This window comes from Olsenella sp. oral taxon 809 str. F0356 (assembly GCF_000233535.1).
GTDB classification, from domain to species: Bacteria; Actinomycetota; Coriobacteriia; order Coriobacteriales; family Atopobiaceae; genus Olsenella_I; species Olsenella_I phocaeensis.
In genome coordinates this window covers 1,852,533-1,865,685 of the sequence record NZ_JH376563.1, presented here as the reverse complement: position 1 = coordinate 1,865,685, position 13,153 = coordinate 1,852,533, and the positions used below count along the sequence as shown (strand labels likewise).

At 69.7% G+C, this 13,153-nt stretch carries 10 protein-coding genes and 1 pseudogene; all 11 read left to right on the top strand.

What is annotated here, in order from left to right; all coding sequences use genetic code 11:
• A pseudogene (locus HMPREF1008_RS08415) lies at window positions 1-588 on the top strand (DNA repair protein RecN); the annotation flags it as partial.
• A gap of 128 nt (window positions 589-716) precedes the next feature.
• A complete protein-coding gene (locus HMPREF1008_RS08410) occupies window positions 717-2,384 on the top strand; it encodes a CTP synthase (RefSeq protein ID WP_009279436.1) in 1,668 nt (555 codons plus the stop codon).
• A 1-nt stretch (window position 2,385) separates the two neighbouring features.
• The gene (locus HMPREF1008_RS08405) at window positions 2,386-3,348 is read left to right on the top strand and encodes a site-specific tyrosine recombinase (RefSeq protein WP_009279435.1); all 963 of its coding nucleotides are present in this window, start codon (window positions 2,386-2,388) and stop codon (window positions 3,346-3,348) included.
• 647 nt (window positions 3,349-3,995) lie between these two features.
• A complete protein-coding gene (locus HMPREF1008_RS08400; protein WP_009279434.1) occupies window positions 3,996-4,427 on the top strand; it encodes a division/cell wall cluster transcriptional repressor MraZ in 432 nt (143 codons plus the stop codon).
• Window positions 4,428-4,451: 24 nt separating this feature from the next.
• The gene (gene rsmH, locus HMPREF1008_RS08395; protein WP_009279433.1) at window positions 4,452-5,408 is read left to right on the top strand and encodes a 16S rRNA (cytosine(1402)-N(4))-methyltransferase RsmH; all 957 of its coding nucleotides are present in this window, start codon (window positions 4,452-4,454) and stop codon (window positions 5,406-5,408) included.
• Between the two features lie 173 nt (window positions 5,409-5,581).
• Entirely contained in the window at window positions 5,582-6,094 is a 513-nt protein-coding gene (locus tag HMPREF1008_RS08390) for a cell division protein FtsL (protein WP_009279432.1), read from the top strand.
• Between the two features lie 46 nt (window positions 6,095-6,140).
• Window positions 6,141-7,880 (top strand): penicillin-binding protein 2, encoded by a 1,740-nt coding sequence (locus tag HMPREF1008_RS08385; RefSeq protein WP_156797684.1) that lies wholly within the window; start codon window positions 6,141-6,143, stop codon window positions 7,878-7,880.
• Window positions 7,881-7,911: 31 nt separating this feature from the next.
• Complete coding sequence (gene murF / locus HMPREF1008_RS08380; protein WP_009279430.1) at window positions 7,912-9,360, top strand: UDP-N-acetylmuramoyl-tripeptide--D-alanyl-D-alanine ligase; 1,449 nt, start codon at window positions 7,912-7,914, stop codon at window positions 9,358-9,360.
• Complete coding sequence (gene mraY / locus HMPREF1008_RS08375; RefSeq protein WP_009279429.1) at window positions 9,360-10,394, top strand: phospho-N-acetylmuramoyl-pentapeptide-transferase; 1,035 nt, start codon at window positions 9,360-9,362, stop codon at window positions 10,392-10,394. Before murF ends, mraY begins: the two co-directional genes overlap by 1 nt.
• Before the next feature lie 9 nt (window positions 10,395-10,403).
• Window positions 10,404-11,822, top strand: a complete 1,419-nt coding sequence (gene murD, locus HMPREF1008_RS08370; protein WP_009279428.1) for a UDP-N-acetylmuramoyl-L-alanine--D-glutamate ligase — start codon at window positions 10,404-10,406, stop codon at window positions 11,820-11,822.
• Window positions 11,823-13,153 (top strand): FtsW/RodA/SpoVE family cell cycle protein (locus HMPREF1008_RS08365; RefSeq protein WP_050796680.1); only part of this gene is annotated, 1,331 nt, incomplete at its 3' end. It abuts the gene before it with no gap.

Below are 13,153 nucleotides of genomic sequence, written 5' to 3'. Positions count from 1 at the left end.
GACGGGCTGCGCGCCGCCGCGGCGCCCGAGCTCTCCCGCGCCGTCTGCGAGCAGATGGCCTACCTCGAGATGGGGACGGCGCGGCTCGAGGTGGCCCTGAGGAGGCTGCCGCGCGCCCAGTGGACCTCCGCGGGGGCCAGCTCGGTCGAGCTCATGTACCGCCCCGCCGAGGGACTGGCGGCGCGCCCCCTCAAAAGGATCGCCTCCGGCGGCGAGGTCAGCCGCGTCATGCTCGCCTGCAAGGTGGTCCTGGGCGAGGCGGACGGCACGGAGACGCTCGTCTTCGACGAGGTGGACGCGGGCGTGGGCGGAAGCACCGCCGTCGCCCTGGCGCAGGTCCTCGCCCGTCTCGCCCGCAGCCACCAGGTCATCGTCGTGACCCACCTGGCGCAGGTGGCGGTCATGGCGGAGCGTCACTACCTGGTGTCGAAGAGCGAGGGCGCGCTCCCGCAGACCACGATCCGCCCCATCGAGGGGGAGGAGCGCGTCGTCGAGGTCGCCCGCATGCTCTCGGGCGACGCGAGCGAGGCGTCCCTCGCCCACGCCCGGCAGATGCTCGAGGCCGCGGCCGCGGGACGGGCCCGTTAGCCGCAGCCCCTCTCGCCTGCGTTCGCGCTTTGTGAAAAATCCTCCATAGGCCCGACGGGCGTACCACCCGTCGTACAATCGAGTCCCGTGGATAAGTCACATCGACTCGTTGCGGGAGGCCCAATCTTATGACCAAGCACATATTCGTCACCGGTGGCGTCGTCTCTTCCCTGGGGAAGGGCATCTGCGCCGCCTCTCTGGGAAGGCTCCTCAAGGCCAGGGGCTACAAGGTCATGATGCAGAAGGCCGACCCCTACCTCAACGTCGACCCGGGCACCATGAGCCCCTTCCAGCACGGCGAGGTCTTCGTCACCGAGGACGGCAAGGAGACCGACCTCGACCTGGGCCACTACGAGCGCTTCATCGACGAGAACCTCACCCGCGAGTCCAACTTCACCACCGGCGCCATCTACCAGTCGCTCATCTCGCGCGAGAGGGCCGGGGACTTCCTGGGCGGCACCGTGCAGGTCGTCCCCCACGTCACCAACGCCATCAAGGAGCGCTTCTTGCGCGTCGAGGAGCAGACCTCTGCCGACGTGGTGATCACCGAGCTCGGCGGCACCATCGGCGACATCGAGGGCCAGCCCTTCGTCGAGGCCATCAGGGAGTTCCGCAAGGAGAAGGGCGTGGGCAACTGCGTCGTGATCCACGTGAGCCTGGTGCCCTACATCGCCGCGGCCCACGAGGTCAAGACCAAGCCCACGCAGCACTCCGTGAAGGAGCTGCGCTCCATGGGCATCCAGCCCGACTTCATCGTCTGCCGCTCCGACCACGAGGTCGACGCCTCCATCCGCGCCAAGATTGCGAGCTTCTGCGACGTCGCCGAGGACTGCGTCTTCGAGAACTCCGACTGCCCCTCGATCTACGACGTGCCGGCGCACCTCGCCGAGCAGGACTTCGACCTCAAGGTGCTCGAGCGCCTGGGCCTCGAGCCCCGCGAGCGCGACCTGGCCGACTGGGGCCGCTTCACCGACGCCATGCACGAGGCCAACCGCCGCGAGGACGTCGTCACCGTCAAGGTCGTGGGCAAATACACCCAGCTGCCCGACGCCTACCTCTCCATCATCGAGGCCCTTCACCACTCGGGCGTCTTCTATGGGCGTCACGTGCGGATCGACCTGGTGGACGGCGAGGAGCTCGACGAGTCCAACGCGGACGAGGTCCTGGGCGGCGCCGACGGCATCCTGGTCCCCGGCGGCTTCGGCCTGCGCGGCATAGAGGGCAAGATCCTCTCGGCCCACCGCGCCCGCACGCAGCTCGTCCCCTACCTGGGCGTGTGCCTGGGCCTACAGGTGGCGGTCTGCGAGTTCGCGCGCAGCGTCTGCGGCATGCCTGGGGCGACCTCGACCGAGTTCGTCCCCGACGCCGAGTATCCCGTGATCGACCTCATGCCCGACCAGGAGGACGTGACCGAGAAGGGCGGCACCATGCGTCTGGGTGCCTATCCCTGCAAGCTGGGCGGGGGGAGCCTCGCCCGCGAGGCCTACGGGGAGGAGCTCGTCTACGAGCGCCATCGCCACCGCTTCGAGGTCAACAACGCCTATCGCGCCAGGCTCGAGGCGGCCGGCCTTCGCCTGAGCGGGCTCTCGCCCGACGAGCGCCTGGCCGAGATGGTCGAGCTCCCCGAGGACGTGCACCCCTGGTTCGTGGCGACCCAGGCTCACCCCGAGTTCAAGAGCCGCCCGACCAGCCCGGCACCGCTCTTCCGCGAGTTCGTGCGTGCCGCGATCGCCCACCACGAGGGCTGCGGCCGTCTTGCCGTCGAACCCCTGCACGCAGGGGCCAAGGAGGCGTAGCTTGGCCGCGAGCCTCGACAGGGCCTGCCGGGACTACCTTGCCTACCTTGCCATCGAGCGAGGCAGCTCACGCAACACGATCCAGTCCTACGGGCGCGACCTCGACCGCTACCTGGCCTTCCTGGCCAAGCGCGGCGTGGTCGCGCCCGACGACGTGACGAGGGAGGACGCGGAGGCGCACGTGAGGGAGCTCCACGAGATGGGACTCGCCTCCTCCTCGGTGCAGAGGGCGGCCTCGGCCATGAAGGGCTTCCATCGCTTCATGGTGGCCGAGCAGATCTGCGAGAACCACCCCACCGCGGACCTCGCGCTGCCCAGGAAGCCCGAGCGCCTGCCGGACGTCATATCGCGCGAGGACGCGGCACGCCTCCTCGACGAGCCCTTCCGCGTGGACCCCAGGCCCAAGGCGCGCCAGACGGGCGAGCCCGACCGCAGCAACGTGGCCGCCTTCCGGCGCGACAAGGCCATCCTGGAGCTGCTCTATGGCTGCGGCCTGCGCGTCTCCGAGCTCTGCGGCCTGGACCTGAGGGACGTGCTCCTGGACGAGGAGCTGCTCAGGGTCATGGGCAAGGGCTCCAAGGAGCGGGTCGTGCCGGTACTGGGAACGGCGGCGCGGGCCCTCGCCAGCTACCTCGAGGAATGGCGGCCCCTGCTCGCCGTGCACGGCCGGCCGGGACCGGCCGTGTTCCTGAGCCAGAGGGGGAGCCGCATCACGCGCCAGGCGGTGCACGCGCTCGTCGAGCGCTACGGCCGCATGGTGGGGATCGAGGGACTCCACCCCCACACGCTGAGGCACAGCTACGCGACGCACCTGCTCGAGGGGGGCATGGACCTGAGGATGGTCCAGGAGCTCCTGGGGCACGCGTCGGTCTCGACCACCCAGCTCTACACGCACGTCGACCGCACCCACGTGCGCATGGCCTACCTCCAGGCCCATCCGAGGGCCGGCCTGCGGGAGGGGTAGTCGCGCTGGAGCGCCTGGCAGGGGGGTGGCGTCGGGGCATGCGCTGCGCGGTGAGGCAGGTTTGTCGGTGGTTCCCCTCCCCAGAAGTGCCGACAAGCGGGCTGTTCTGGCCATAAGCGTGTCATTGCCGGCCGTTTGTCGGTGGCTTCCTTCTCCAAAAGTGCCGACAAGTGGGCTGTCCTGGACGTGAGCGTGCCATGTCGGCCCGTTTGTCGGTGGTTCCCCTCTCCAAAACTGCCGACAAGCGAGAGAGTCTGCCTTCTTGCCTGCCTTCCTGCTTGTGCCGCGGCTCCGGCACCGCCCAGCCCCTGCGCCGCCTGGCCCCCGTCCGCACTCCACCCCACACCTCGTCCCACCGAGGCCGCAGGCTCCTCTCGTCTGAGAAAAAACACCCTATCTGACCTGCGAAGATGCATTCTACCAGCAGATTCACAGGTCCTACACAACTTGCCATGCGAACTTGTGCCCAGAACGGGCGTTCCCACGACATGTGGGGCATGGCCCAGACTCCGGGTCCGCTCAGCCCAAAATGTGGTGCCTTCGGTGTACCAAAGTGGAGGGAAGTGTTGCGAAAAGGGGCGGATGACCTATTATTAGTCTCACGTTTTCGAGGGGGGACTCCCTGCGAGCAGAGAGGGGAGGGGGACATGTACCTGACTGGCAGCTACCAGCACAACCTGGATGCCAAGTCTCGTGTCACGCTTCCCGCCCCGTTCCGCAAGCAGTTCGAGGAGCAGGTGTGCCTCGTCCCCGTCGGAGACGCGATCTATGGCTTCACCCCCCAGAGCCACCAGGCGTGGATCGAGAGCTTCTTCCCCGACGGGTTCGACCCGCGCAGCAGGAGGGACGACAAGCTCCGCAGGGCGCTCTCGTCGAAGACCGTCACGGTCGACGTCGACTCCGCAGGACGCGTGGCGCTCGGCAAGATCGGCGCCGGGTGCCTCGAGAAGTGCGGCATCGAGCGCGAGGTCGTGATCGTTGGCAACATCGACCACCTCGAGATCTGGGACGCGTCCCGCTTCGGCCAGGAGATGGACGAGCTCGACGAGGACCTCGACGCGCTCATGTTCCGCGACTAGGCGCAGGCGGGGAGGGCGAGCCACTTGACAGGCGAATATCGGCACGTGCCCGTGATGCTCGAGGAGGTCATCCGCGAGCTGGACCCCAAGCCAGGTGAGGTCGTCTGCGACTGCACCCTGGGGGGCGCCGGCCACTCCGTGGAGTTGGCCCGGCTCGTCCAGCCCGACGGCCTCTCGATCGGCATCGACCAGGACGACATGGCCCTCGCCGCGGCCACCGAGCGCTTCGAGCGCGAGGTCCCCGGCGCGGACCGGCGCTTCCTCAAGGGGAACTTCGGCCAGCTCGACGAGCTTTTGGTCGAGGCGGAGGTTCCCGGGGTCGACTGCTTCCTCTTTGACATCGGGGTATCGTCACCCCAGCTCGACATCCCAGAGAGGGGCTTCTCGTACCATGAGGACGCCCCGCTAGACATGCGCATGGACCCGGGCAACAACACCCAAACCGCAGCAGAGGTCATAAACAACTACACCGAAGCAGACCTCGCCCGGGTTCTCCGCGTATATGGGGACGAGAGGTTCGCCGCGCGCATCGCGCGGCAGGTCGTCCGCACGAGGGAGAAGGCGCCCATCCTCACCACCCTCCAGCTCGTAGAGGTGGTCAAGGCCGCGATTCCCGCGGCGGGGAGGCGCCACGGGGGGCATCCGGCGCGCAAGACCTTCCAGGCCCTGCGCATCGAGGTGAACCACGAGCTGGACGTCCTGGACCAGGGCCTTAGGGCCGCCGTCCGCTGGGCGAACCCGGGTGGCAGGATCTGCGTGATCTCGTACCACTCCCTCGAGGACCGCGTCGTGAAGCACGCCTTCGCGGAGCTCTCGCAGGGGTGCACATGTCCGCCGGAGCTTCCGGTGTGCGTGTGCGATCACGTGCCGATACTCGAGGTCAGGACCAGAAAGCCCCTCGTGGCGAGCGACGGGGAGATCGAGCGCAACCCGCGGTCGCGGAGCGCGCTCATGCGCGTGGCGGTCAAGCTCGACGCCTAGCGCCCGAAGGCAACACCGGCCCTAGGGCCGCTTGCATGGCACCACCGTGGCACGACGCAGCAGCACGTAGCACCAACGCAGCAGAATCGCAGCTCAGACGCAGCACAAACGCACGAGCGGGCGGAGGCGGGCCGCAAGGCCCGCCGACTCCGCGTCAGAAAAAGGGGTAGGGCATGAGGTACGCAGGGTCCGAGGCATACAGCCTCGACGCCAACGAGGGGAGGCGCCGCCTCGACGAGCACGGCCACGCGCCCTTCGAGGTCGTCGAAGGCGGCGGCCTGGACGCCCGCGCGCGTCGCGGCGTCTCGAGCCAGTTCGTCGCGGCCTTCCGCGTCACCCTCTGCCTCATCGCGGCCGTCTTCGTCCTGGGGGGCAGCAGGGTCCTCATCTCCACCGCGACCGTCCGCGTCCTCGAGGCCAACTCGGACATCTCCCAGAGCATCGAGGAGGCCAAGGTCGCCAACGAGAACCTCCAGATCGTGCGCTCGTCGCTCTGCCGCTCCTCTCGCATAGACCGCATCGCCACCCAGAACTACGGCATGGTCTTCGCCACCAGCACCGACACCATCCAGGTGGACGACCAGAACCAGAACCAGGGCCAGGACGCCTCGCAGCAGGAGGGCGAGCCTTCTGCAGATGATGCGCAGCACTCGGACGAGGCGGGGTCGGCTGCCTCGGAGTCCTAGACTCTTCACCGTGGACAGACGCAACGAACAGAGCCGCCTGGTGCGGATGGGAGCGAGAGGCGCCTCGTACGACGTGGCGTCCCGGCGCGGTAGGAACGACGGCTTCGGGCCCGACGACGGCTTCGAGGGCGTCGCCCGCCCCTTGTTCGTGGTGCTCGCCGCCCTCGTCGCGGTGGTCGCCCTGCGCCTCGTCTGGCTGCAGGTCATACAGGGTCCCAGCCTCGCGGCCTCCGCCGCAGCCCAGCGCACCAACGTGGTGGCGGTGCACGCGCGCCGCGGCACCATCTACGACCGTGACGGCAACGTCCTGGCCATGAGCCAGGCCTGCAAGACCATCTACTGCAACCCCCAGAAGGTCAACGATCCCAATGGGGCGGCCCGCATCCTGGCCGAGAAGCTGGGGGGCGAGGCAAGCAGCTACCTCGCGACGCTCAGGGGCGACTCCAGCTTCTCCTACGTGCGCCGCCAGGTCGACACGGACAAGGCCAAGGAGGTCGAGGACAGCCTCAGGGACGCCAAGGCGAACGGCATCTACTTCCTCGACGACGTCAAGCGCGTCTACCCCTACGGCGCCGTGGGCAGCCAGGTCCTGGGCATCGTGGGCACGGACGGGGACGGCCTCTCGGGCCTGGAGCTCTATTACGACGACGTGCTCAAGGGCACGGACGGCGAGCTCGTCTTCGAGACCGGCTCCAAGGGCACGCCCATAGCCGGCACGTCCGCCCAGGCCTCCACCGCCCAGGACGGCACCGACATCGTCATCTCTCTGGACATCGACGTGCAGGAGGCGGCGGAGAGGACCATCGCCAAGGGCACGGAGGACTTCGACGCGGAATCCGGCTCCGTCATGGTGACGGACCCCAAGACGGGCCAGATCATCGCGGCATGCTCGACGCCCCTCTACGACGTGACGGACACCTCCAAGATCGAGGAGGGCGCCACGAGCCTCAAGCCCGTCTCGTCCTCCTTCGAGCCCGGCTCCATATTCAAGCTCCTCACGACCGCGATCGGCATCGACGACGGGCTCATGGGCACCGAGACCACCTACGACGTCCCCGCCTACCTCAAGGTAGGGGACGACTACGTGAGCGACGACGACGGACGCGACTACGGCATGGACATGAGCGTCCGCGAGATCCTGCGCCGCTCCTCCAACGCCGGGGCCGCCCTCCTCGCCCAGAACGTGATCGGGGCGGAGCGCTTCTCGGAGGGCATAGCCCGCTTCGGCATCGGCAGCTACACCGGCATCGACTTCCCGGGGGAGGTCCCCGGCCTGGTCAAGACCCTCGACCAGTACGACGGGGCGAGCCTGGGCAGCATGTCCTTCGGCCAGTCGCTGGCCGTGCCTCTGGTCCAGATGGTCAAGGCGGTGGGGGCCCTCGCCGACGGGGGCACCCTCCACGCCCCCCACTTCCTCGTGAGCAAGGGCGGCCAAGAGGCGGAGTGGGGGCCCGCGGGGCAGGCCGTCTCGGCCGAGACGGCCTCCGCGGTGACCGACATGATGCGCACCGTGGTCCAGGAGGGGACCGCCGTCCACGCCCAGGTCGAGGGTTACGACGTGGCCGGCAAGACCGGCACCGGCGAGCAGGCGGGCGAGACGGGCGGCTACATCGACTACAGCTACGTGAGCTCGCTCATCGGCTTCGCGCCCGCCTCCGACGCGAAGGTCCTGGTGTACGTGGGTCTCAACGGAACTCCATATCTGGCCTCCGCCTCGGCGGCCCCGCTGTTCTCTACTATCATGGGAGAGGCGCTTTCGGACCTGGGCGTCGCACCCACCAACTAGGTGGCACATCTGCCCTATGGAGGAGTGACGCATGCTCGAACTTCTGGTTGACGACGTCGTTCGCGCGACGGGTGCCAAGGCGCTCGTCGCGGTCCCGTCCAAGCTTGTGACCAACGTCCAGACCGACTCGCGCCGGCTCGGCAGCGGCTCCCTCTTCGTCTGCTTTGCCGGCGAGCGCGTGGACGGCAACGACTTCGCCGCCCCTGCCGTCGAGGCCGGCTCGGCCTGCGTCGTCATGACCCGCGAGCCCGACGCCGCGACCGTCGCGGCAGCGCGCGAGCGCGGCTGCGCCCTCCTGCGTGCCGAGGGGGACGACGGAGAGGAGTTCCTCCTGCGCCTCGCTGGTCTCTGGAGGGAGCGCAACCCCCAGTGGGTCGTGGTGGGAGTGACGGGCTCGGTGGGGAAGACCACCACCAAGGACATGCTCACGGCCGCGCTCGCCACGGAGCGCAGGGTCCACGCCACCGCGGGCAACTTCAACAACCTCATCGGCCTCCCGCTCACCCTCCTCTCTGCCTCGGCGACGGACGAGGTCGTCGTGGCCGAGATGGGCATGAACCACAGGGGCGAGCTCGCGCGCCTCGCGCGCTGCGCCAGGCCCGACCTCGCGCTCGTCACCAACGTGGGCACGAGCCACATAGGCATGCTGGGCTCGCGCGAGAACATAGCCCGCGCCAAGGCGGAGGTCCTCGAGGGCATGCGCCCCACCGCGGACGCGGGCCACGAGGTTGCCTCCTGCCTCCTCCTCTGCAGCGACAACGACTTCGCCTCCCTCATCGAGGCCGAGTACGCCCGACCTGCCGGCGTCGAGCTGGCCTTCGTGGGCCCGCGCGAGGGCAGCGTCGCCCGCGCCGAGCGGGTCGAGCTCGACGGGGAGGGCCGTGCGTCCCTCTCGCTCACCTTCCCGGACGGATGGGAGAGGCGCGTCACCCTGGGGACCCCGGGCCGCCACGTGGTCTGGGACTTCCTCCTCGCCATGGCCGTGGCCGACCGCCTGGGAGTGGACCGTGCCGAGGCTGCGGACGCCATTGCCACCATGCCCCAGACCCACATGCGCCTCGAGGTCGTCACCACCCCGGGCCGCCCCCGCGTGATCGACGACTCGTACAACGCCAGCCCGAGCTCCATCGCCGCCGCCCTGGACGTGCTCCTCTCCATGAGGCACGAGGGCAGGCGCGTGGCGGTGCTGGGCGAGGTGGGCGAGCTGGGCGACGAGTCCGCCCGCCTGCACGGCTACATAGGCGCCTACGCCGCCGCAAAGGGCCCCGACCTCCTCGTCCTCGTGGGCGGCGAGGCCGCGGCGCAGATGGCCGAGGCGGCACGCACAATGGGCTTCTCCGAGGACCGCCTCGAGCTGGTCCCCACGGCCGAGGAGGCCGTGCGCATCATCGGTCCCGTCCTGGGGGAGGGCGACCTGGTCCTCGCAAAGGGATCTCGCTCCGTCGGGCTGGACCGCTTCGTCAAGGGGGTGCTTGCCTGATGCTTGGCAACCCGAGCTATCCCACCTATCAGGTGTTCCTCGCCGTGGGCATCGCCGCCCTGGTGACGGGCCTGCTCCTGCCGCCCTTCATTCGCCTCATGCGCCACGAGGGCGTGGGCCAGCAGGTGAGGGCCGACGGGCCGCAGCGCCACCTGCAGAAGCAGGGCACGCCCACGATGGGCGGGGCCGTCATCCTGGTGGGGACGGTGCTCACCTGCGCCCTGCAGGCCTCCTGGACCATCGACCTGGTCATGGCCGTCCTGGTGACCCTCGCCGCCGCGGCCATCGGGCTCCTCGACGACATCGAGAGCGTGGCGCACGGCCGCTCCCTGGGGCTCACCCCGCGCCAGAAGATGCTGGGGCTGGGCGTCATCTCGGTCGCCTTCTGCCTCGTGGGCGTCAACCTGGGCGGCGTGGCCCCCTGGGTGGAGTTCCCGGGTGGGGGCTCGGTCAACCTGGGCGTCCTCACCACGGTGATCACCCTCAGGTCGGGCTTCCTCCTCCAGATTCCCTGGCTCTACGTCCTCTTCGTCTTCCTGCTCTTCGTGGGGCTCTCCAACGCCGTCAACCTCACCGACGGCCTGGACGGCCTGGCGGGCGGCTGCATCGCCGTGGTCATGCTGGCCATGGCCATGGTCGCCTTCCGCTACGACGAGATAAACCTCTCGGTCTTCGCCGGCTCCATCGCCGGGGCCTGCATAGGCTTCCTCTGGCACAACTGCCACCCCGCCTCGATCTTCATGGGCGACACGGGCTCGCTCGCGCTGGGGGCCGCCCTCGCCGCCCTCGCCGTGCTCACCAAGACCGAGGTCACCTCGCTGGTCATGGGCGGCCTCTTCGTGATCGAGGCGCTCTCGGTCATCGGCCAGGTGCTGAGCTTCCGCCTCCTGCACCGGCGCATCTTCCTTATGGCGCCCATCCACCACCACTTCGAGAAGAAGGGCTGGGCGGAGGACACCGTGGTCATCCGCTTCTGGATCGTCTCGGCCGCCTTCGCGGCGCTCGGGTTCGCTCTCTACTTCCAGCTGGGCTAGGAGGCTCGAATGCAGACGGGCAAGGGGGGGCGCCTGGGCGACGTCCTGGTGCTGGGCATGGGCAAGACGGGCGTCGACGTGGCGCTCTACCTCGCGTCGCTGGGCGAGGCCCGCGTCTCCTCCGTCACGCTCTACGGCGGCCTCAGCTCCGCGCCGGGCGAGGCCGCGTCCAGGCTCGAGGCGACCGGCGTGCGCGTGGTGCTGGGCAGCGAGGACGTGCGAGGCAGCTACGACCTCGCCGTGGTCTCTCCCGGCATCAGCGAGCTGAGCGGCTTCTTCCGGGCCGCCCGGGAGCACTCCCGCGAGCTCATAGGGGAGCCCGAGCTCGCCTGGCGCGAGAGTCCCGGGCGTTGGGTCGCCATCACGGGCACCAACGGAAAGACCACCACCACCAGCCTCTCCTGCGCCATCCTGCGGGAGGCGGGCCTTGCCGCCCGCACGGTGGGCAACATAGGCACCCTGGCCACCTCGCAGGTGGCGGGACGGGCCGAGGGCGAGTGGTTCGTGGCCGAGCTCTCGAGCTTCCAGCTCGCCACCTCCGTCGGGCTGCACCCCCGCGTGGCGGTGCTCCTCAACGTGACGCCCGACCACCTCGAGTGGCACGGCTCCCTCGAGGCCTATGCCGCCGCGAAGGAGAGGGTCTTCGCCAACCTCGTCCCCGGCGACCTCGCCGTCGTGGGCGTGGGCGACGGCTGGTGCCGCGCCATCGCGGACAGGCTCGACGCCCGCGGCCTCAGGGTCCTGCGTCTCGACGCGAGGCGCGACGCGGGCACCCCATGCGCCGCCTTCGTGCGCGACGGCCGCATGGTCGTGCGCCTCGACGGCGTCGAGCACGACGTCTGCGCTACGGCGGACTTCGCCCTGAGGGGCGAGCACAACCTGCAGAACGGGCTCGCCGCCTCCGCTCTCGCGCTCGAGCTGGGCGTCGCGGACGATGTCGTGGCCCGCACGCTCGCCTCCTTCCAGGCCCTCGAGCACCGCATCGAGCCCTGCGGCGAGGTGGGCGGGGTGAGCTTCGTCAACGACAGCAAGGCCACCAACACCGACTCGGTGGAGAAGGCCCTCACCGCCTTCGAGCCCGGGCGCGTCGTACTCATGCTGGGCGGCCACGACAAGGGGACCGACCTGCGGTCGCTCGCCGAGGCCGTGGCCCGCGACTGCAGGGCCGCCGTCTGCTTCGGCGAGGCGGGGGAGAGGATCGCCCGCTCGGTCGAGGCGGCGCGGGACCGGCAGGCGTCGCCCGTCCGCGTCGTCCGGGCGCCCCACCTGCGCGAGGCCTTCGACGCCGCGGTGGCGGAGGCCCGCGAGGGGGACGTGGTGCTCCTCTCGCCCGCCTGCTCCTCCTTCGACGAGTTCTCGAACATGGCCGAGCGCGGCAGGCTCTTCAAGTCACTGGTCGCCGCCCTCGCGGACGAGGGGCGGCGCTAGATGGCCCTGCGTCCCGGAGCCGCATACGCCGGTCGAGGCCAGGGAGGCCGGGACCAAGGCGCGCGCCCTCGCAGGGAGGCCGCGGACGAGGGCCTCATCATGGGCGTCCCCGCGCGCTTCATGGGGCCGCGCCTGGTGTACGTGGCCTGCGTCCTTGGACTCGTCGCCTTCGGCCTGGTCATGGTCTTCTCGTCCTCGTCCATCCTCAACCTCATATCCGACGACGCGGGCAACAACCCCGCCTACTACCTGACCAGGCAGGCGGGCTTCGCTCTCGTGGGAGTCGTGGGCGCGTACGCCCTCTACCGCATCGACTACCACGCGCTGACGCACCGGATCGGCCCCGCCATCTGGGCGGGCACCGTGCTGGCGCTCCTCCTGATCTTCCTGCCCGTCGCGGGCCAGGACGCCTATGGCGCCACGCGCTGGATCGCCGTGGGGCCCCTGCACTTCCAGCCCTCGGAGTTCGCCAAGATCACGGTGGTGCTCGCCGCCGCGGAGCTCCTGGACGAGTTCCGTCGCACGGGCGGCAGCTTCGAGCCGGGCTTCCTGGCCAGGGCGGCGGTGGTCCTGGGCGTGCCCCTGCTGCTCATCGTGCTCCAGCCCGACAAGGGCAGCACCATGGTCTGCGCCGTGACCGTCCTGGTCATGGCCTACCTCGCGGGCGTCGACTGGAGGTTCTGCGCCGGTGTCGCCGCCCTGGGCTTCCTGGGCTTCCTGCTCCTCTCGCTCAAGGACGGCTACTCCCGCGCGCGCATCCTCACCATGCTCGACCCCTGGCGCGACCCCTATGGGGACGGCTACCAGCTCATCCAGGGCTTCTATGCCTTCGGCTCGGGCGGGCTCTTCGGCGTGGGCATAGGCATGGGGCGCGCCAAGTACTCCTACCTGCCCTTCCCCTACAACGACTTCATCTTCGCCATGGTGGGCGAGGAGTGCGGGCTCCTGGGCGCCCTGGGGCTCGTGGCGGCCTTCGGCCTCCTGCTCTGGTGCGGCTACCGCATCGCGCGCTACGCCCCCGACCTCACCGGCCGGCTCGTCGCCGCCGGCTGCTCGACCCTCATCTTCGCGCAGATGCTGCTCAACGTGAGCGGCGTCGTGGGGGCCTTCCCGCTCTCGGGCAAGCCCATCCCCTTCGTCTCGTACGGTGGCTCGTCGATCATGGCGAGCCTCATGCTGGCGGGGCTCGTGCTCTCGGTCTCGCGGCAGTCCAGGCTGCCCCTGACCGAGCACGACGAGCGCCGTCGCGACTGGAGCGTCACCGAGGCCCCGCGCGACCCTGGCCCCACCGGCTCCTTCGCCGGGGAGGCGACGCCGCGCTCGGCGAGGGA